This is a genomic window from Rhodococcus spelaei (assembly GCF_006704125.1).
Lineage (GTDB): Bacteria > Actinomycetota > Actinomycetes > Mycobacteriales > Mycobacteriaceae > Rhodococcus_G > Rhodococcus_G spelaei.
On record NZ_VIGH01000001.1, the window covers coordinates 621,518 to 639,865 of the forward strand.

Genomic DNA, 18,348 nt, shown 5'->3' on the forward strand with positions numbered 1-18,348 from the left:
GTGAACGTTGTTCACCCCAGGTGTGTCAAGCGGCCCCGCGAGTCGGTGGGCAACGGTGCTCCCGGGAAGTCGAGCCCGAGGTGAAGTCGATCCCGGCGTCGCCGGTGATTGATTGCGCGCAGTGTCCGATCGGGCGTGGCCGGTTCGTCGTACTGGTAGAGGGGTTCCGAAGAACCCTTTCGACCAGGAAGGATATGACCATGAACTACCTCGGACTGTTCTACCGCGACGCGAACGAGCCGCCGGTGCTCCCCGGCACCGCGGAGTTCGACGCCCTCGCCGCGGCCTACGGCAGCTTCTTCGAGTCCGCGGGCGACGCGGTGGTCGCGAACGCGGCGCTGCAGCCCGCGAGCACGGCCGCGACGATCCGCCACGACGGCGGGGCCCCGCTGGTCACCGACGGCCCGTACACCGAGACGGCCGAGGTGGCCGTCGGATTCTGTGTTCTCTCGACCGAGAACCTCGACGAGGCGATCGAGCTGGCGCGCCGGATTCCGGCGGCAGGCGACGGAGCCGTCGAACTGAGGCCGATGGTCGACTTCTCGACAGCCGGCGAGATCGACCGTGACTGGTGGCTGGCGATGCTCCTCGAGCCGAGCGGCGACGCGGTGATCCCGGGCAGTGAGGAATGGGACCGGTGCGATGTCCGGCACGCCGAGTTCGGCAAGTCCGCCGGTGATGCGGTCCGCGGCGGCGGCGCGCTGTACCCGCCGGATTCCGCGACTACTGTGCGTGTCCGCGAGGGGGAGGTGCTGCTCACCGACGGCCCGTTCGCCGAGTCCGCGGAACTGGCCAGCGGCATCTACTTCCTCGACGCCCCGGTACGCGCGACGGCGGTCGCGCTCGCGGCGAAGATCCCGGTCGGGCCCAAGGGCTGCGTCGAGGTTCGTCAGCTCATGCGGACGCGGGACTGACGTGACCGGCGCCCACCCGTCGACCCCTCCGGACCCCGCGTTCGAGCGCGCGTTCCGGGAGGAGTCGGGGCGGGCGCTCGCCACGGTCGCGCGGATCGTCGGGGACCTCCAGCTGGCGGAGGACGCGGTGCAGGAGGCGTTCGTCGACGCCATGCGGACCTGGCCGGGGTCGGGGGTTCCGCGTAATCCCGGTGCCTGGATCACGACGGTTGCCCGTAACCGGGCCCTGGACCGGATTCGTCGCGAATCTCAGCGTGACGCCAAGGAATTCGACTCGTCTCGGCTTGCGCAGCCGAACGGTGAGGGGGAGGAGGTGTGGCCGGTGCGAGACGACCAGCTCCGACTCGTGTTCACCTGTTGCCACCCGGCGCTGTCCAGGGAGGCGCAGGTCGCGCTGACCCTGCGGCTGGTGTGCGGGCTGACGGCCGCCGAGATCGCGCGGGCGTTCCTGCAGACCGAGTCGACCGTGACACGCAGGCTCACCCGCGCCAAGTCGAAGATCCGCGACGCCGCGATCCCGTTCCGGCTGCCGCCCGAACATCTACTGCCGGAGCGGGTTCCGCAGGTTCTCGCCTGCATCTACCTGGTGTTCACCGAGGGGTACTCGGCGACCCCGAGCAGAGCCGGCGAAGCGACCCGGACCTCGGCCGGGCCGTCGATTCGCGCGGACCTGTGCGAGGAGGCGATCCGGCTCGGGCGCCTGCTCACCGAACTGATGCCCGACGAGCCGGACGCCTGGGCGCTGCAGGCGCTGATGCTGTTGCAGGACAGTCGCCGAGCGGAGCGGCTCGACGCGGACGGCGCCGCCCGGCCGCTGGAGGAGCAGGACCGTTCGCGGTGGGACCGGCGGCGGATCGAGGACGGCACTCGGTGCCTGCTCGCGGCCCGGCGTTCCACCGGCAGCTACCTGCCGCAGGCGATCGTCGCGGCGGCGCACGCGCGGGCCGAGACCTGGGAGGACACCGACTGGTCGGTGATCGCCGGTGCGTACGAGCGACTGTTCGAGCTGACCGGGTCGCCGGTGGTCGCGGTGAACCGAGCCGTCGCTGTCGGCTTTCGGGACGGGTACGAGCGAGGCCTGGCCGTTCTCGACGAGATCGACGGAGACCCGCGGCTGGACCGGCTGGTGCGCCCGGTCCGCGCCGACCTGTTGCGCCGGGCCGGTCGGCAGGAGGAGGCCGAACTCGCATACCTCGCCGCGCTCGAGTTGCCGTCGAACGATGCCGTGGAGCGGTTCCTGCGGCGGCGCCTGTCGGAGGTCCGGTCTGCGCGTCAGCGCTGAACTCCGGAGCCCTAACGCATCTCACCCGCACCGACGTACGGGTGCGGGGTGGCGAGAGGTTTCTGTCGCGGCGGAGGTGTTGACGTCGTCGACGAGGAGCAGTTCGAGGGCTTTGGCGCGTTGGGCGAGGATGGTGGGGTTTTCGCCGCGGGCGGCGAACAGGAGGTAGCGGGTGCAGGCCTGGGCGCGGGTGGTGTCGGGGTCGAAGACGTCGAACGCGGCGGTGCTGTCGGTGTCTGTGTCGTAAGAGTTTCTCCTTGGCGCTGCTATGTGCTGTCAAGCCTTCCAATACGCCATAAGGCATCGGACACGGGAGATGTCATCGTCAGCTGCGGGTGTCTCCTCAGCGAACAGCGATGCCAGATTGACTGCGCGGCGAGTTCACAAGGACCTCGCCTCAATCGGCCCGATACTGTGATTTCGTGACTCGTAAGCTTCCAGAATCGTCGGGTAGCGGTGCGCTGCTTCTGAGGACAGACTTCAGCGACGATGCCGCATGGCAGCGGCTCTGTGATGTGGCATCCGGACTCGGCGGTCCCGCCCCCGAGGATGCTGCGTTCTGTGCGAGTTTGGAGTGCATCAGCGAGTCAACACTCCACGATCTGATGCCGGAGGAGCTTGTCGGTCTCGTCCCGTCACCGCCGCCATACTTCGTCTTTCTTGCTGACTCGCTGACATTTGGTCACCCCGAACACCCGATCCTCGCTGTCGATCTCAATCGGGAGCCGGGCCGCACGGTTCGCGTCGTTCCCCCCTCTATGTGGTCGATCGAGAACAACCTGTCCCTGGGCAACATGGACTTCAGTGACTTCGCGGACACCGCCGATTCGATTCCCGACCGGATCTATCGAGGCTTTTGATGTTCAAGGCTGATGACGGTGCGATAGTTCCGCCATGTGACGCCGCGTTTTAGCCATCGCTCGGTTGAGTTGCCCATCGCCACAACGGTTTAGGTGATGACGGGTCGTGAGCCCGGACGAGGCTGGGATGTCTCGCTCCTTCGATCGCCCAGCATCTCGTCGCACGCCCCTGACCGGGGCGAACCCCAGTGCGCCCAGCCGAGCGGTCAGAGGGCGAGCATGGCGGCAGCGACCTGGTCGGCCGCGGCGTGCCGCAGGGCGGTACCCATGTCGTCGAGGACGAGCAGTCGCGCCGCGGGGATCTCGGCGGCGAGGACCTCGCCGTTGCCGACCGGGAAGAACGGGTCGGCACGACCGTGCACCACGAGCGTGGGCACGTCGAGTTCACCGAGCCGCTCCCGCCATCGCGGGGCGCAGTCGATCCGGGAGAACACCATCCCGAGCTGGTTCGCCTGGTGCACTGCGGGATCGCTCGACGGCGTCCGGTCCCAGACTCGGGCCGCTGTCGCCCGCGACTCCTCCGGATCGTTGCCCATCGGCTCGGCACCCTCGGCGGCGAACGCCGCCACGGCATCTCGGTCGGTCCAGTCCGGCCGGGGGCGGGAGAACAGCGCGCCCATGACCGCGAGGTCGTGGTCCGGCAGGTCCTCGTCGACCGGGCCCGGCGCCACCGGCCGGGTGCCGACGAGAGTCAGTGCGGAGAACACGTCCGGGTGGTCCAGCGCGGCGACCTGAGCGACCATCCCACCGACGCCGACCCCGCCGAGAAGGGCGGTCCCGGCGCCCAGCGCCCCGACCAGCGCGGCCGCGTCGGCGGCGAGATCCCGGAGGTCGTACGCCGGATTCTCCGGGTCGAGGGTCGTCGATGCGCCGGAGTCACGCAGGTCGTAGCGGACCACACGCCGCCCGCCCGACGCGAGCCGCTCGCACAGTGCGTCGGGCCAGGACAACATCGTTGTGGCGCCGACCAGCAGGACCAGGGGATCGTCCTCGCGGCCGACGCTCTCGATCCCGAGATCCACCCCGTTCGCCCGTACCGAGGTCATGCCACATCGAAACGGTCTCGTCATGCCTCGACTCCTGTCTGTTGCTGTATCCACAGATATAGACGACGAATGCACCCGAAAGTCATCGGTACGGCCGAAATCGTGTCCACGCCCGGCACGGTCGCGGCACTCATCGGCGTCGCGGGCGGCGACCTCCTGTTCGAGGCAGCGTTGCGAAACGCCGGATTCCCGATCTACGAAGCGATTCGAGTCGATACCTACTGGTTCCCGAAGGGCGAGTATCAAATGATCGAGTACCGCCCTGCTCGGCAGCAGGTCGCCGAGAAGGCCGAGGCATGGCCAGGGACGGGCGATGGATCTGGCCCGACGTCAGTTACGCGGTCTCGGACCCCGACCCCAGCCGGGGAAAGGGTTCGGTCGAGAACACGACCTCCACCGCTACCTCGAAATGTGCGGCGATTCGCAGCGCCAGGTGCAGGCTGGGGCTGTACTCGCCGCGTTCGAGGTACCCCACAGTCTGATAGTGGACGCCCAACGCCTCGGCCAGCTCCCGCCGCGAGATGCCCCGCTCGGCACGCAGCATCGCAATCCGGTTGTAGATGACTTCAGAAGGCACGCTGCATCGCCTTGTCCCGCCGCTCGGCCATGCTCGATCCTGATTCGTGACGCGCCATGCGTCGCAACACTACCGGCGCGATCAGCAGTCCCGCGACGGCCCACGTGCCGAGTACTGCCGCTGTTTCGAGGTGCCGCCACGACTGGTCGATCTCGATCGCGGCCGCGTCGGCGGGCAGCAACGCCGAGCGCATGCCGAGGCCGACCCAGTAGATCGGGAACGCCTGACCCATGCCCTGCAGCCAGCCGGGCAGTGCGGTGATCGGATAGAAGATGCCCGAGACGGCGACCAGCCCCATCAACGGCATCGTGAGAAGGAAGGTCGCCCGCGGACCCTCGAGGACGGCGCCGAGAACGGCCCCGACCGGCAGCGCGGCGAGCAGACCGAGCAGCAGGACCCAGGCGAATGTCGCCCATGCACCTGCCCCGTCGAGCGAAGACCCTCCGATGATCACCATGCCCGCCGCCAGCACGACAATCACCTGCACCACAACCGATCCCGTGGCGGACACGATCTTGCCGATGAAATAGCCGATCATCCCGTTGGGTGCGGTCTTGGCCCGCAGCAGCGTGCCGTCCTCTCGGTCGAGCACCAGCACGTTGGTGACCGCGAACAGGCCGTTGAACACGATGATGCTGCCGAGTAGTCCGGGCAGTGCAAGTTCGGCGATCGAGAGGTCGGTGCCCTGGTAGCTGCGGTCGCGCAGCAGGTACAGCGTGGCCAGTGTGATCGCCGGCATGAGGAACTGACCGATGAGGTCGGGGCCTGTGGTGAACAGTTGACGAAACTCGATCCATCCACGCGCGAAGCCGGCGCGGACAGCGGTGGCGGTGGGATTCATCGGGCGACCTCCGCGAGAGTGTGGACTGTGGACGCGACCTCGCCGGATTCGTGGCGACGCACCAGCGTCATGTAGGTGTCTTCCAGTGAGGCGCGGCGCACTTCGAGTTCTCCGATGCGGTCACCGTGCTGCTTGAACAGTTCGTGGACGAACTTCGTGGACTCCGTGGTGGTGTGGACGAAGCGCTGGTCGTCGACGGTCCAGCGCACCTCGGCTTCGCCGGCGATCGTGCGTGACAGTTCGTCGGCCGAGCCGTCGGCAATGATGCGTCCGCCTGCCAGGATCAGGATCCGGTCGGCGATCTTCTCTGCCTCGTCGAGATCGTGTGTGGTCAGCAGCACCGTCGTGTCCTCGAGGTCGGACAGGCGGTGCACCAGATCGTGAAAGTCCCTGCGGGCCGCGGGATCGAAGCCCGCGGTCGGTTCGTCCATGAACAGCAGTTCCGGACGGCCCACGATACCGATCGCGACGTCCAGCCGGCGGCGCTGGCCGCCGGACAGCGTGGCGATCCTGTCGCCCGCCTGTTCGGTGAGCCCGACAAGTGCGATGAGTTCTGCTGTGTTCCAAGGCTCTTGGACTCGATCGATGAAGTAGGGCCGGTAGAAGGTGCTCAGATGGTCGAGCAGTTCGCGCACCCGCCACTTGGCATGGTCGCGCCAGGACTGCAGGACGACGCCGATCCTGGATCGCCAGTGCTCGTCGCCCTGCTCGGGATCGGCACCCAGGACGGCGATGCGGCCGGCCGAACGCCTGCGGAAGCCTTCCAGGATCTCGATGGTGGTGGTCTTGCCCGCCCCGTTCGGGCCGAGCATGACCAGCACCTCGCCGCGTCGGGCCTGGAATGTCACGTCACGCAGAACGTCTGTGGCGCCGTACCGCATCTGCAGCTTGTCGACGTCGAGCACAACCCCGTTACTCGAACTCATGAGCCCTCCCAGTCATCATCCTTCGATGATTTGTAGCATAACTACTACATTCCGAGGTGGCAATACTCCGCACATGCGTACAGCGGAGTCATGAGAGGACGGATCGATTCGCGGCCGCGAAGACCTGAGTGCCGAAGGCCGACAGTGCACTTCGGCCGTTCGATCTCAGCCCGGGTGGTTGTCCGAGTAAGGACGGTCGACGCGGGGCAACTGTCGATTCGCTCAGGCCCAGAGGTGCGCCGGCCGATGGGTGCTGGTCTGGATGTCCTCCGACGCCTCCTCGAGCAGCTTGTGCGCCAGGTCGGACAGGGCCCGCGCCGCGGCCAGCTCGTCGCCGATCTGGGGGACCGAACCGTCGGACGGACTGCAGCGCGCCAGGCCCTCGCCGGTGATCATGCCTACCGGCGCCGAGCGCTCCAGCCTCGCCTCGGCGCGGGTCTGGGGGTCCCGCTCGTCGATGTCGATCGTGACGGTCCAGTGCTTTGCGCCGTTCATCGTGGGCCTCCCGGAGGTTTCGGATTCCTACTTCGATCCCACTCCGATGTGCGCGCTCGGGCAAGGGCCGTCGTCCGGTTCACGACCCCGCGGCGCTCTCAATCGCGGCGACCTCGTCGCGGAGTCTGGCCATGGTCCGGTCCAGTTCGGTGGCGGCGTCGGCGGCCTGCTTGAGTTCCTCGAGCAGTCTTTGCGGAACCGCCTTGTTGAACTTGTAGTAGATCTTGTGTTCGAGGCTGGCCCAGAAATCCATTGCGATGGTTCGGATCTGGATCTCCACGTAGGTCATCTCGGTGCGGTCCGAGAGGTACACCGGCACCTGCACGATCAGGTGCAGGCTCTGGTAGCCGTTCGGCTTCGGGGCGACGATGTAGTCCTTGACCTCTATGAGCGTGACATCGGGTTGGCTGGTGAGCATCTCCGCGACCCAGTACGCATCGGAGACGAACGCGCAGGTGACCCGGATTCCCGCGATGTCGCGGATCTGGTCGCGGATCGAGTCGATGTCGGGCGGGCACCCGATCCGGACCGCCTTCTGCAGCAGCGACTCCATCGACTTGAGACGACTGTTCACGTGCTCGATCGGGCCGTAGTCGTGGGTGAGCTCGAACTCCTCGCGCAGGATGGTGATCTTCGTGAGTGTCGCGTCGATCGCGAACTTGTAGTTCAGCCGGAACCGGGTCAGCTGCTGCTGCAGGTCCCGCAACGAGTCGACTGTCGGCTCCTCGGGTGCGGTCGTTTCGGTGCAGGTCGTGTCGCGGAACATGTCGGACAGGATCGCCAGTTCGGGTTCGACTCCGTCACCGGAGAAATGCGTGCTCACGGATGCTTCCTCGCTGCGGTCGCGCCGCCGTGGGTCCGGCGGCGCGGTGTCTGTGCTCACTATCCAGTGTGCCGTCTGGTCGCCACCGCCTCGGCTACCGGCTGGTAACCCGGCGCAGCCGGAGCATGGTGTGACCTCCGTTACAGTCGAAAGTTAACCGGGACTATTCACCTAGTGTTTTCTCGGTATTGCCCGTCCCCGCTGGTTGGCGCCCGGATTGCGCGGTTGCCCGACCTGCGGTGACCGGGCTGTCTGTTTGTCGACAGGGGGAGACCGTTGACCGTGAAGGTGGCGAAAGCCGCTCTCGTGACCGCCGTCGGGGTACTACTGACGTTCCCGTTCGCACCCGCGGCCACAGCAGCCACCACGCCCGACGGTGGCAGCCTCGGCGCGAAGTGGACAGCGGCCGAGGACGGCCCGCAGCAGTACCCCGGTATGCACATCGACTGGGACGTGCCGATCACCATGAGTGACGGCGTCGTACTCAAGGCCAACGTCTACCGCCCCGCGGATGCCTCCGGGCGAGCCGTCGACACGAAGACGCCGGTCGTGGTCAACATGACCCCGTACACCAAGCTGGTGTCCGCGATCGCGGAGGCGGCGCTGGCGGTCCCGCAGCTCGGCGACCCGATCATGGCGTTCGCGCGGAACCTGAACCTGTCGGGCACGCCGGTCAGCGGGCTCGCCGACCTGATCAAGGTGACCTCCGGCGGCGGCCTGCGGACGTTCAGCATGGATCCCAAGCTGGTCCAGAGCGGCTACACCCAGGTGGTCGTCGACGTGCGCGGCACCGGCTTCTCCGAGGGCGACTGGCAGGTGTTTCAGGGGCGCGAGCAGCAGGACACCGTGGAGACCATCGACTGGGCGTCCAAGCAGCAGTGGTCGGACGGCAAGGTCGGGATGAACGGCGTGTCCTACTCTGCGATCAACCAGGTGCAGGCCGCGAGCAAACGCCCGGCCGCGCTGAAGGCCATCGTCCCGGTGGAGCCGGGCGGCGACATTCTGCGCGACGTCGTCGCGCCGGGCGGCGGCATCGGCATCGGATTCATGCCCGTCTGGCTGGCCGCCGTCAACGGGATGAAGTGGCTGCCGGACGTGCAGTCGCTGCTGAACGGCACGTTCGACTGGAAGTGGTTGGCGGACCGGCAGTCCGATCCGCTCACGTTCGTCCCGCTGCTGATGAACGCGCTCACGATTCCCACCGTGAACGACGTGCCGCCGGACCTGCAGCGGTTGCTCGACCCGAACAGCTCGCTGCGCCGGGACCTGATGTCGCACCCGGAGAACATCGAGACGCCGACCATGGTCTACGGCGGCTGGCACGACATCTTCACCAACAGTGAACCGAAGATCTACAACGCGATCCCGCTGCCGCCCGGCGAGAAGCAGCTGATCATGGGGGACACCTACCACCTGAACTTCGGCACCGGATTCGGTGAGCCGGGCAACCCGCCGCGGCTCGACGTGCTCCAGCGCGCCTGGTTCGACCACTGGCTCAAGGGCATCGACAACGGCATCGAGACCTACGGGCCGATCACCTCGTACCAGCAGGGCAACGGGTGGACCACCACGGATCAGTTCCCCCGCGCGGGGATGACCCATCAGCGGATGTACCTGGGGGCGCAGCCGAGCGGCACCAGCCCGGACAGCGTGCACGACGGCAGCCTTACCGCGACAGCGCCGACCGGAACCACGTCGCTCACCGTCGCGCCGGGACTCGCGACACTCTGCTCCCGTGACTCGGCCCAGGAGACCATCGGCGTCACCGCGGTGCTCGACGCCTGCGCCAAGGACTCTCGCATCGCCGAACGGAACGCACTGACCTTCACCAGTGCGCCGGTGAGCGAGCCGACCGAGATCTCCGGCGCGGTGAACGTGCACCTCAACACCGTCCTCGACGCCACTGACGGCTACTGGTCCGCCACCCTCAATGACGTTGCCCCCGACGGCACGTCGACGGTGCTCACGAGCGGCCAGCTCACCTCGTCCCTCCGGGCGATCGACGACTCGCAGAGCCAGCGGTCCCCGAACGGCGACCTGACCGATCCCTTCTACGTCTTGAGCCTGGCGTCCCGGCAGCCGGTCGTCCCCGGTCAGCCCACCGCTCTCGACGTCGGGCTGACGGCCACCGATTCGATCCTTCAGCCCGGCCACCGGCTCCGCGTCGACGTGTTCGCCGGCAATTTCCCGAAGGGCATGCTGCTGCGTCCGCTGCTCAACGAGAGCGGGCTCAAGCCGCAGCACCTGGTGCTCGACCCCGCCGCGCCCAGCTTCGTCAACGTCCCGGTCGGAACCCGGCTCGGCTGACCGTCGGCGAGGCCGTTCTGCCGACCGTCAGCGGACGGAGTCGAGCGCCTCGCCGATCGGGATGTCGCCGTTGTTGAAAGCGATGAACTTGCCCGCGGTGTGCGGCCTGGTCAGCGTCTCCGCGGCGACGAGCGCGACGTCCTCGCGGGAGACGGTGCGCGAGGTGAGGTCCGGGCCGGTCTCGATCAGCCCGGTGCCCGGTTCCAGCGTGAGGGTGCTCGGGCCCAGGATGGTCCAGGCCAGGGCGGTCTCGCGGAGGTACGCGTCCGCGGCGGCCTTCGCCTCCGCGTAGGCGAAGAACGAGTTGTCCGGCGGGACGCCGTGATCGGTCCGCGCACCCAGGTAGGACACCATCAGGTAGCGGTCGACGCCGGCCAGGGCGCAAGCATCCATCGAGCGGATGGCGGCGTCCCGGTCCACGGCGTAGGTGCGGGCCGGGTCGCCACCGCCTGCGCCCGCCGACCACACCACGGCATCGTGTCCGCGCAGGACCTCGGCGAGGGCGGGGGTGTCGAGGTTCTCCACGTCCGCGACGACCGCGGTCGCACCGACGATCTCGACGTCGGAGGTGTGTTCGGGATTGCGGATCACGGCGGTGACTTCGTCTGCCCGTGCGGAGAGAATCCGGGCGAGATGTCGGGCGACCTTGCCGTGTCCGCCGATGACGACGACGCGTGCCATGCCGGTTCCTTCCGTCGTAGCGGGAGAACGGAGGTCACGTTACCCGCGGCGAGCACGGTGGGGGTGCCCGTCGCGGGTGGTGTGCCGGCCGAGGTCAGTGCAGCGCGCTGCCCGCCACCCACTGCGCCCACGGCACGCCCCAGTCGCCGTTCTGCCAGACCTCGAGCGGGGCGCCACCGGTGTTGCGGACCTCGACCACGTCACCCGGCTGGGCGAAGTTGAAGAACCACTGAGCGTTTTCCGCGTTGAGGTTCAGGCAGCCGTGCGAGGTGTCGGTGTTGCCCTGGGCCCACACCGTGCTCTCGAGCTCGTGCAGGTAGATGCCGTCGGTGCTGATCCGGGTCGCCCAGTTGATCGACTCCTTGTAACCGAGCCGTGAGTTGATCGGCAGGCCGTACGTCGAGGAGTCCATGATCACCGGGTTGGCCTTGCTCATCACCGTGTAGGTGCCGGGCTGCGTCCAGAACGAGAACGTCTGCCCAGCGATCGTCTCGGTGCCGCCGCGACCCATCGACGTCGGCATCTCCCGGACCACCTGACCGTTCGCGAAGACGGTGACCATCTTGGTGTTGTCGTCGGCGATCGAGACGTGAGAGTCACCGATCCGGAACGACACCTTCTCGTCCTGCTGGCCGTAGAGGCCCTTGCCGAGCTGTGCGCCGTAGATCTTCGCGTCGACCGTCACGGTGGTGCCGGGCGTGTAGTAGTTCTGCGGGCGCCAGTGTGCGTTCTGGTCGTCCAACCAGTACCAGGAGCCCTGCACCGGGGGAGTGGTGGTGACCGTCAGCGCCTTCTCGGCCGCGGCCTTGTCGCCGATCTGCTCGTCGAAGTGTGCGACCACCACCATGCCCACGCCGTACGTTGCGCCGTCGTTGATCGAGATGCCGCCGGTGGTGTTCAGATTCACGGCGGTCTGGTTGCTCGGGGCGACGGTCGTGAACGTGGAGTCCTTCGTCGTGGCGACGCCGTCCTTGTCCACCGCCGCGACCGCCAGCTGGTACGTCTTGCCGTAGCCGAGCGGCTCACCGGGCTTCCACGAGGTCTTGTCGGGGGTGAGGATCCCGGGGATGACCTTGCCCTCGGGATTGGTCAGGGTCACCGAAGTGAGCGTGCCCTGCGCGACGTTGACCTGCACCGGGCTCAGCGGGCTGACCGGGGTGCCCGCGTCGGCGGGGGTGACGGTCACGGCGGCGGCACTCTGACGGGTGGTCGGGGCGGCGGCGGACCCGTCCCCAGCCTTGCCGTCGGTCGAGATCGTGCAGCCGGCGAGCGTGAGCGCCGCGACAACCGCGCACGTCACCGCCAGTGTCCTGCGCCGCAGACGGGTAGTCATCATGCCTCCTCGGGTTCGAGCGGACACGATGCACCGCACGTCGAAACTGTCACAAGAATATCGGCGCCCGGCGCCGGCCGCGTTTCCGGCGTCTCGTCCACCGATCGGGGGACATCCGATTCGTCCGATCCGAGGCCCGGTCGGGGGACAGACACGGGCAGCGGCCCCGGCGATAGTTGATCTACGCCGGATACCGACCCGGTACCAGGCCCGCAACGGCAGAGACGGCCGCAGCGAGAGAACCGAGGAAGGAAACGAATGAACACGTCACCGACCACAGTGCCGACCGGCCTGCGAGCGACGGGGCGCGGCGGGACCCTGAGCACCGAGGAGATCAGGTTCCGTATCGCCGCGATGTTCGCCCGCGACGAGGACCCTTCCGCGTTCGGCGCACCCGCGGTCCGTCCCGAACGCATCCGATGACCGAGCTCGACTTCCGCTGTGAGAGAGGAACATCAGTGAAATCAACACCTGCAACCCCGGGCCGAGTCCTGTGCATCGGGGACCCCGACGCCTTCGTCGAGGTGGCGCGGTGGCTCGCGCACCACGGACTGGAGTCGACGCCGGTGCCTGACGGTGACCTGCTCGGCGCGCTCGCCACCGAGGACGTGCTCGACGGGCTGTGCACTTCCACCGAGGCCACGGCCGTCCAGCACGCGCGAATGCTCGACATCCCGCTGGTCGGGGTGCGCGATACCGGCCGATTCGCGCTTCTCGCCGGGAGCGGGCCGCTTGACAAAGCGGCGGAGCGCCTGCAATTCTCTGCTCAGGTCATGAGTGCCAGCAGATAGCCCCGGCTTGCTGGCCGGCAACCCTCCACCGCGGTGGGGTGCCCCGGGTGACGACCTGGCCGCTGTCCGACCGGACACGGCAAGCGCGGACTCGAAGCACAACCACCGATCGCTCTCGGGTCCCTGGACAAGGGATGTTCCATGACTGCCGTTCTCTCCGCCGATGCCTGTGCCACCGAATCGCGTGACGCCGAGAAGTGTGTCTGCGAGACCTGCTCTGCGGCTGCGCCTTTCGCTCGCGTATCCGGTGCCGAGCTCACCGTTCCGCTCGCCGACGGCGGTTCGTGCACGTACGCCAACTTCGACTACGCAGCCAGCGCCCCCGCACTGGTCCAGGTGACGGAACGCGTGCAGGACCTGCTGCCGTACTACGCCAGCGTGCACCGCGGCGCCGGCTACGCCTCGCAGGTGTGCACGGCCAGCTACGAGGGCGCCCGCGACGTGGTGTCGAAGTTCGTCGGGGCGCGCGCGGACGACGTGGTGGTGTTCACCCGCAACACCACCGACTCGCTGAACCTGCTGGCCGGCTGCGTACCGGGCGAGACCGTGGTTCTCGACATCGAGCATCACGCAAACCTGTTGCCCTGGAAGCGAAACGGCGTCCGAGTGGTCGAGGCGGCCGACTCGGTCGACGAGACGGTCCGACGTGTCGTCGCCGAGCTCTGCGCCCGTCCCGCTGCGCTGCTCGCGGTCACGGGGGCATCCAACGTCACCGGCGAGGTGCTGCCGATCGCCCGGCTCGCCGAGATCGCGCACAACTGCGGAGCCCGGATCCTGGTCGACGCGGCCCAGTTGCTGCCGCACCGCCGCGTCGACATCGCCGCGCTCGGTGTGGACTACCTGGCCTTCTCCGGGCACAAGCTGTACGCCCCGTTCGGAGCCGGGGCGCTGGTCGGCCCGGCCGACTGGCTCGACGCCGCGCAGCCCTACCTCGCGGGCGGCGGCGCCACCCGCGACGTCTCGGCCGAGGGAGCGGTGGAGTGGGCGAGCGCGCCGCAGCGCCACGAGGCCGGCACCCCGAACGTCCTGGGCGTCGCGGCGCTGGCCGCGGCCTGCGAGACACTCTCAGGGCTCGACTCCGCGGGTGCGGAGGCGCACGAGCGCGCACTGTGCGAGCGGCTGACCACCGGACTGAGTGCAGTGGACGGTGTTCGCGTGCTGCGGATCTGGTCGGACGCGCCGGACTCGGTGGGCATCGTCACCTTCACCGTCGACGGGGTCGAGCCGCGGGCGGTCGCGTCGTACCTGTCCGACCGGCACGGCATCGGCGTGCGCGACGGCCGATTCTGCGCACACCCGCTGCTGGCCCGGCTCGGACGTCCCGGGGGCGCGGTCCGCGCCAGCCTCGGCCTCGGTAGCCATGCCGCCGACGTGGACCGGCTGGTCGCGGCGGTCGCGGAGTTCGTTGCCGCCCGCACCGATGTCCGGTCGTCCGAGACGAATTCGGCCGTCGCGCGGTAACATCTGGGCATGGAAACCGTGACGACCGACGCCCAATGGTGCCGTCGTCACGTGGATCTGTGCCGTACCGCGCCGGGCATGTGTCTGGGCTGAGGTCCGCCTCGACCCCTCACACACTCACGCACATACGAGGACTGCCATGTCTGTTGAATCGCTTGCTCGTACCCGGCCGCTGCACGTGGCCGTCGAACTCTCCGGTGCGGGACACCACCCCGCGTCGGCCTCACACACAGATTTCCGGATCCCGTTGGGGCTCAGTGACTACTGGGTCGACCTCACCGCGGGTCCGTTGGACCTGGTCGCCGAGCCGGTCACCGTGGTCCGCGTCCGAGCCCACGACCTGCGCGAGGCGCAGCAGCGTCGCGAGGCCATCCGCGCCGGGATTGCGGAGGAGGGGCGTGACCCGGACTCGGTGACCGTGCTGGTCGATGTCGAAGTGCTCCTCGCCGACGATCATCACAGTGCGCGAAGGGAACTCGCCCGACTCGACGCCAGGCTTGCCAGGCCACGGGTCCCGGACTCGATCTTCTACGTCGGCACCGCTTCGGGGCTGACCGGGCTCATCGCCGACATCAGGGCCGCCGGGGTCGCCGACGGCGTCACCCTGCTGCCGCTCGTGCTCCCGCGGGTGCTGGACCGCGTCGTCGACGACGTGCTCCCCGAACTGTACGAGCGTGGCCTCAGCCGGCCGTCCGAGATCCTCGGCGAGGTGCTCGGTAGGTTCGGATTGTCGCCCGACAGAAGGGTTCTCGCGTCCTGATCTGCCCGCTCGCCCGGCGACGCCTCAGGGTGACGGGAACCAGTCTTCGGTCTGACCGGCTGATGGTTCCCATCACCCCGTGGTCAGGCCGCCAGTTCGGCGACGATCCGGACCCGCGGGTCCGGATCGAAGCGGTAGCCGGTGCCGCGCACCGTGGTGACCAGCCACCCGAAGCGGTCCAGCTTGGTCCGTACGCGTGAGACGTGCACGTCCACACTGCGTCCGGTCCGCTCCCGTTCGCCGAGGGTGCCGCTCAGTTCGAGCAGGCGCCGACGCGACACCACCACCCGCGGTCGTCGCGCGAGATGGGAGAGAATCTCGAACTCGGTGTGGCTCAACGAGACCGGCGTCCCGTGCAGGAGTACCTGGCGAGCGGGCAGGTCGATCAGCAGCGGTGCGTCCGAACTGTGGCGCCGGTCGGTGGTGGCGGGCGTGGTGTCCACCCGCGCCCGGGTGCTGACCCCGGGCACGATCTCCTGGGCGGCGGTGCGCAGAGCGTTGGCCAACGCGATCAACTGCTGTCGATCGGCCGAGCCGGGATGTGAGAACTGCAGGGTCAGGACGAGTTCGTTCGTCGAATTCTGCTGTCCGGTGGGCGAAATGGGCATGACGGCTCCAGGCGGAGGGTAGGGGAGGGCGTACGACGGTCGTGGTCAACGACAGTCGCGACACTCCCGTCCGTCCCCGGGGACGCACACGGGTCGTGAGGTGATCATGGGCGCGCCGTTCATTCGCGCGGACCTCATTCGTTCAGCGGTGTGGGTCGGTAGTACTGGCCGTCGTGGTACAGCAGCGGGGCGGCGGCGGCCTCCGCGTCGTCCTCGTCGTGCACCCGGGTGACCAGGCCGATGACCAGGGTGTGGTCGCCGACCGGGATCAACTGGTGCACGGTGGTGCGCAACCAGATCGGCGTTCCGTGCAGCACCGGTTCCCCGGTGTCGAGGCGCTTCCACAACGATTCGTCGCTGAAGCGTTGGTCGGCGCTGCGCGAGAATCGCTGCGCGAGGTGCTGCTGGTGTTCGCCGAGCAGGTGGATGACCAGCGAGTCCGCCGCGTGCAGCGCCCCGATGGACGACGAGGAGTGCGCGATGTTGAACGAGACCAGCGGCGGGTCGAGCGACAGCGATGCGAAGGAGGTCGCGGTGAAACCCACCGGACCGCTTCCCGAGTCGAGCGTGACGATGGTGACCCCGGCGGGGTAGCGGCGCATGGCCGCACGGTACTGGTCGGCGGTGATGCCGATCGGGTCCTCGGGGATCGAGGTATGCGGAAGGTTCGCGAGAGGCTGGTTCTCGACTGGCTGTGACACGGCGTTCTCCGGATCTAGGACTGCACGAGATGCACGCACCATCGGTGCGTGCCGACGAGTCGGATCAGCGTGAACACAGGCTTGCGGTGACACGGCACAGGTCGACGTGTCGTCGGCTCCATGCTCCGTCAGTCACTTCGTCCTCCAGGATCGGTTCGAATCACTATAGGGCCAGGCTCAGTCGACGTCGATCTCCAGGCCCGCGGTGATCCGAACCAGTTCGCGGAAGGTCGTCCGGAACATCGCGTTCGGGTGGCCGGCCGCGGCCCACAGTTCCGGGTAGTCGGCGAGTGCGGCGTCGACGTAGGTAGGCAGGTTGGTGGGGTGCCCGAGTGGGGCGATGCCGCCGAGCGGCTGGCCCGTCACCTGCCGGACCATCGCGGCGGGGGCCCTGGTGAGCGTTCCCTCCAGTCGCTTGCCGGTCCGCTCGAGGTCGACCTGGTGTGCGCCGGAGACCAGCAGCAGCACCGGTTCGTCGTCGAGAAGGAAGACCAGCGACTTGACGATCGCGGCGACGTCGACCTCGAGGGCTGCGGCCGCCTGGGCCGCGGTGTGGGTTGGTTCGTCGCGGGTGACGACCACGCCGTGGTGGCCACGCGAGATCAGCGTCTGCGCCACGTGCGCCGCGTCCGGAAGCAGAATCCTCGCCATGCCCCACTCTATGGCCGGACGCGCCGCCGCGCCGTCCAACTGCCGCGACCGTGTCGACCCGGCTGGTGAAAGTACCGCTCTGTCGATCCCGGGTTGGGTGTGAACGGACCGTTCAGGTCTACCGAGGACCTGAACGGTCCGTTCACGCAGTGGCCGTGGCCGTGGCCGTGGCGGTGGCCGGAACCTGGGGAGCGACGGGGCGGGTGGGGCGGGCGGCGCGGGCGGTGAATCCCAGCACCAGTGCGAGACCGACGACGGCGTAGAGGGTGAGGGTCGCGACGGGCTGGAGCACGCCGGTGCCGTGGAAGTAGACGATGCTGCGCACGCCCTCGGTGCCCGCGCCGGGGGTGATCCACCGACCGATGGTCGCCCAGAAGGTGGGCAGCACGTTCGAGCCGAATGCGCCACCGGCGCTGGGGTTTCCGAGCACCACGAAGATCAGGATCGCGAGTGGGACCGCGAGGATGCCGACCGCTGCGCGCAGGCCCATGGTGAAGATGCCGGTCGCGAACACCACGCCGAAGCCGAGCAGCGACAGCGGCAGCAGGTGTCCGGTGAAGGTCCCCAGCAGGTGCGTGGTGATCAACGCGCCGAGGAATCCCGACGCGGCCGCGTAGCCGGCCATGATCGCGGTGTGCACGCCCGCTTCCCGCAGGGTGCGCGGTGCGCCGATCATCAGCCCGATCGATGCTGCCAGCAGGTAGCCGCCGACAACCCAGCCGATCGCGAGGTAGAACCCCGACAGTCCGCGGTTGTCGTGCACGGAGACGGGCACCTCGTCGCGCACGACGAATGTGCGGTGCTGGGCCGCGTCCGCCTTGGTGAAGATGGCCTCGAGCGCGGTGGCCGCGGAGGTTCCGGCGCCGCTCGCGGTGATCAGGGTGTCGGTCCCGGTGGGGCTGATCAGGTAGGCACCCATGATCTCGCGGTCGGCGATCAGGTTCCGCGCCTCGTAGGTGTTCGCGAGCACACGGGCCTGCAGGGGCCGGCCGTCGATCGCGTTGAGCTTGTCGGTCACCTGCTGGTCGACGCCCGCGGGCAGCCCGGCGTCGGCAATCACGCCGATCGGGATGTCCCGAGGGGTCGGCTGGTGGAACGCGGCGACGTAGCTGGTGATGAAGCCGAGCTGCAGCAGCAGGACGCCGAGTACCACCGCGACCATGATCTGGCGCGGGCTGTACTTGTCGGTCGGGCTGGTGGACCGGTGCGGCTCGTCGCCGGTACCGGTGGCGGCGACGTCGCCGCTCGCCGGAGCGCTGGTGGTGGTCGTCATCGGGTGCTACCTCGCTGT

The 18,348-nt window shown here is 68.4% G+C and carries 21 protein-coding genes and 1 riboswitch; of the genes, 8 read left to right on the plus strand and 13 right to left on the minus strand.

The window, feature by feature from the left end:
• The first annotated feature begins 200 nt into the window (after positions 1–200).
• From FK531_RS02825 to FK531_RS02835, 3 genes are all read left to right on the plus strand, one after another.
• Positions 201–914 (plus strand): YciI family protein, encoded by a 714-nt coding sequence (locus tag FK531_RS02825; RefSeq protein WP_142095092.1) that lies wholly within the window; start codon positions 201–203, stop codon positions 912–914.
• Position 915: 1 nt separating this feature from the next.
• The gene (locus FK531_RS02830) at positions 916–2,196 is read left to right on the plus strand and encodes an RNA polymerase sigma factor (protein ID WP_142095093.1); all 1,281 of its coding nucleotides are present in this window, start codon (positions 916–918) and stop codon (positions 2,194–2,196) included.
• A 422-nt stretch (positions 2,197–2,618) separates the two neighbouring features.
• Positions 2,619–3,056, plus strand: a complete 438-nt coding sequence (locus FK531_RS02835; protein WP_181762788.1) for a DUF6924 domain-containing protein — start codon at positions 2,619–2,621, stop codon at positions 3,054–3,056.
• A gap of 206 nt (positions 3,057–3,262) precedes the next feature.
• Here the strand turns inward: FK531_RS02835 and FK531_RS02840 are convergent, their stop codons facing one another.
• The 6 genes from FK531_RS02840 to FK531_RS02865 all read right to left on the minus strand — a co-directional run bounded on the left by FK531_RS02840 (position 3,263) and on the right by FK531_RS02865 (position 7,764).
• The gene (locus tag FK531_RS02840; RefSeq protein ID WP_142095344.1) at positions 3,263–4,102 is read right to left on the minus strand and encodes an alpha/beta fold hydrolase; all 840 of its coding nucleotides are present in this window, start codon (positions 4,100–4,102) and stop codon (positions 3,263–3,265) included.
• 334 nt (positions 4,103–4,436) lie between these two features.
• Positions 4,437–4,679 carry a helix-turn-helix transcriptional regulator gene (locus FK531_RS02845; protein ID WP_142095094.1) on the minus strand — a complete coding sequence of 81 codons (243 nt, stop codon included), beginning with the start codon at positions 4,677–4,679 and terminating at the stop codon, positions 4,437–4,439.
• The gene (locus FK531_RS02850) at positions 4,669–5,520 is read right to left on the minus strand and encodes an ABC transporter permease (protein ID WP_142095095.1); all 852 of its coding nucleotides are present in this window, start codon (positions 5,518–5,520) and stop codon (positions 4,669–4,671) included. The genes FK531_RS02845 and FK531_RS02850 overlap by 11 nt, the downstream gene beginning before the upstream one ends.
• Positions 5,517–6,446 (minus strand): ABC transporter ATP-binding protein, encoded by a 930-nt coding sequence (locus FK531_RS02855; RefSeq protein WP_142095096.1) that lies wholly within the window; start codon positions 6,444–6,446, stop codon positions 5,517–5,519. Before FK531_RS02855 ends, FK531_RS02850 begins: the two co-directional genes overlap by 4 nt.
• A 222-nt stretch (positions 6,447–6,668) precedes the next feature.
• Positions 6,669–6,941 carry a DUF1876 domain-containing protein gene (locus FK531_RS02860; protein WP_142095097.1) on the minus strand — a complete coding sequence of 91 codons (273 nt, stop codon included), beginning with the start codon at positions 6,939–6,941 and terminating at the stop codon, positions 6,669–6,671.
• 79 nt (positions 6,942–7,020) lie between these two features.
• Positions 7,021–7,764 carry a GTP pyrophosphokinase gene (locus tag FK531_RS02865; protein WP_246097787.1) on the minus strand — a complete coding sequence of 248 codons (744 nt, stop codon included), beginning with the start codon at positions 7,762–7,764 and terminating at the stop codon, positions 7,021–7,023.
• Positions 7,765–8,046: 282 nt separating this feature from the next.
• Between FK531_RS02865 and FK531_RS02870 the strand changes: the two genes are divergently transcribed.
• Positions 8,047–10,071 carry a CocE/NonD family hydrolase gene (locus tag FK531_RS02870; protein WP_435531001.1) on the plus strand — a complete coding sequence of 675 codons (2,025 nt, stop codon included), beginning with the start codon at positions 8,047–8,049 and terminating at the stop codon, positions 10,069–10,071.
• 27 nt (positions 10,072–10,098) lie between these two features.
• On the opposite strand, the gene FK531_RS02875 is transcribed toward FK531_RS02870, so the two are convergent.
• Both FK531_RS02875 and FK531_RS02880 read right to left on the minus strand, forming a co-directional pair.
• Positions 10,099–10,752: an SDR family oxidoreductase gene (locus tag FK531_RS02875; RefSeq protein ID WP_142095098.1), complete on the minus strand. Its 654-nt coding sequence runs from the start codon at positions 10,750–10,752 to the stop codon at positions 10,099–10,101.
• 94 nt (positions 10,753–10,846) lie between these two features.
• Positions 10,847–12,085, minus strand: coding sequence for a L,D-transpeptidase (locus FK531_RS02880; protein WP_142095099.1), 1,239 nt, complete (start codon positions 12,083–12,085; stop codon positions 10,847–10,849).
• A 258-nt stretch (positions 12,086–12,343) separates the two neighbouring features.
• Between FK531_RS02880 and FK531_RS22210 the strand changes: the two genes are divergently transcribed.
• The 4 genes from FK531_RS22210 (at position 12,344) to FK531_RS02895 (ending at position 15,097) form a co-directional block, all read left to right on the plus strand.
• Positions 12,344–12,508, plus strand: a complete 165-nt coding sequence (locus FK531_RS22210) for a hypothetical protein (RefSeq protein ID WP_181762789.1) — start codon at positions 12,344–12,346, stop codon at positions 12,506–12,508.
• A 35-nt stretch (positions 12,509–12,543) separates the two neighbouring features.
• Positions 12,544–12,876, plus strand: coding sequence for a hypothetical protein (locus FK531_RS02885; protein ID WP_181762790.1), 333 nt, complete (start codon positions 12,544–12,546; stop codon positions 12,874–12,876).
• Positions 12,855–12,968: riboswitch (SAM riboswitch) on the plus strand. (Overlaps the previous gene by 22 nt.)
• 49 nt (positions 12,969–13,017) lie before the next feature.
• The gene (locus FK531_RS02890; RefSeq protein ID WP_142095100.1) at positions 13,018–14,337 is read left to right on the plus strand and encodes an aminotransferase class V-fold PLP-dependent enzyme; all 1,320 of its coding nucleotides are present in this window, start codon (positions 13,018–13,020) and stop codon (positions 14,335–14,337) included.
• A gap of 139 nt (positions 14,338–14,476) precedes the next feature.
• Positions 14,477–15,097, plus strand: coding sequence for an LLM class flavin-dependent oxidoreductase (locus FK531_RS02895; RefSeq protein WP_142095101.1), 621 nt, complete (start codon positions 14,477–14,479; stop codon positions 15,095–15,097).
• A gap of 83 nt (positions 15,098–15,180) precedes the next feature.
• Here FK531_RS02895 and FK531_RS02900 read toward each other — a convergent pair whose 3' ends face one another.
• The 5 genes from FK531_RS02900 to FK531_RS02915 form a co-directional block, all read right to left on the minus strand.
• A complete protein-coding gene (locus FK531_RS02900) occupies positions 15,181–15,705 on the minus strand; it encodes a winged helix-turn-helix domain-containing protein (protein WP_142095102.1) in 525 nt (174 codons plus the stop codon).
• Positions 15,706–15,839: 134 nt separating this feature from the next.
• The gene (locus tag FK531_RS02905) at positions 15,840–16,448 is read right to left on the minus strand and encodes a flavin reductase family protein (RefSeq protein WP_142095103.1); all 609 of its coding nucleotides are present in this window, start codon (positions 16,446–16,448) and stop codon (positions 15,840–15,842) included.
• A gap of 22 nt (positions 16,449–16,470) precedes the next feature.
• A complete protein-coding gene (locus FK531_RS22940; RefSeq protein ID WP_354003502.1) occupies positions 16,471–16,542 on the minus strand; it encodes a putative leader peptide in 72 nt (23 codons plus the stop codon).
• A gap of 41 nt (positions 16,543–16,583) precedes the next feature.
• Positions 16,584–17,057 (minus strand): YbaK/EbsC family protein, encoded by a 474-nt coding sequence (locus tag FK531_RS02910; protein WP_142095104.1) that lies wholly within the window; start codon positions 17,055–17,057, stop codon positions 16,584–16,586.
• Positions 17,058–17,199: 142 nt separating this feature from the next.
• Positions 17,200–18,330 (minus strand): ABC transporter permease, encoded by a 1,131-nt coding sequence (locus FK531_RS02915; protein ID WP_435531002.1) that lies wholly within the window; start codon positions 18,328–18,330, stop codon positions 17,200–17,202.
• Positions 18,331–18,348: the final 18 nt, after the last annotated feature.

Excerpts from the sequence above, each read along its gene's own strand:
- FK531_RS02825 (WP_142095092.1), top strand. The coding sequence starts at position 201 with ATGAACTACCTCGGACTGTTCTACCGCGACGCGAACGAGCCGCCGGTG.
- FK531_RS02840 (WP_142095344.1), bottom strand. The coding sequence starts at position 4,102 with ATGACCTCGGTACGGGCGAACGGGGTGGATCTCGGGATCGAGAGCGTC.
- FK531_RS02850 (WP_142095095.1), bottom strand. The coding sequence starts at position 5,520 with ATGAATCCCACCGCCACCGCTGTCCGCGCCGGCTTCGCGCGTGGATGG.
- FK531_RS02855 (WP_142095096.1), bottom strand. The coding sequence starts at position 6,446 with ATGAGTTCGAGTAACGGGGTTGTGCTCGACGTCGACAAGCTGCAGATG.
- FK531_RS02860 (WP_142095097.1), bottom strand. The coding sequence starts at position 6,941 with ATGAACGGCGCAAAGCACTGGACCGTCACGATCGACATCGACGAGCGG.
- FK531_RS02875 (WP_142095098.1), bottom strand. The coding sequence starts at position 10,752 with ATGGCACGCGTCGTCGTCATCGGCGGACACGGCAAGGTCGCCCGACAT.
- FK531_RS02880 (WP_142095099.1), bottom strand. The coding sequence starts at position 12,085 with ATGACTACCCGTCTGCGGCGCAGGACACTGGCGGTGACGTGCGCGGTT.
- FK531_RS22210 (WP_181762789.1), top strand. The coding sequence starts at position 12,344 with ATGAACACGTCACCGACCACAGTGCCGACCGGCCTGCGAGCGACGGGG.
- FK531_RS02890 (WP_142095100.1), top strand. The coding sequence starts at position 13,018 with ATGACTGCCGTTCTCTCCGCCGATGCCTGTGCCACCGAATCGCGTGAC.
- FK531_RS02895 (WP_142095101.1), top strand. The coding sequence starts at position 14,477 with ATGTCTGTTGAATCGCTTGCTCGTACCCGGCCGCTGCACGTGGCCGTC.
- FK531_RS02900 (WP_142095102.1), bottom strand. The coding sequence starts at position 15,705 with ATGCCCATTTCGCCCACCGGACAGCAGAATTCGACGAACGAACTCGTC.
- FK531_RS02905 (WP_142095103.1), bottom strand. The coding sequence starts at position 16,448 with ATGGTGCGTGCATCTCGTGCAGTCCTAGATCCGGAGAACGCCGTGTCA.
- FK531_RS02910 (WP_142095104.1), bottom strand. The coding sequence starts at position 17,057 with ATGGCGAGGATTCTGCTTCCGGACGCGGCGCACGTGGCGCAGACGCTG.
- FK531_RS02915 (WP_435531002.1), bottom strand. The coding sequence starts at position 18,330 with ATGACGACCACCACCAGCGCTCCGGCGAGCGGCGACGTCGCCGCCACC.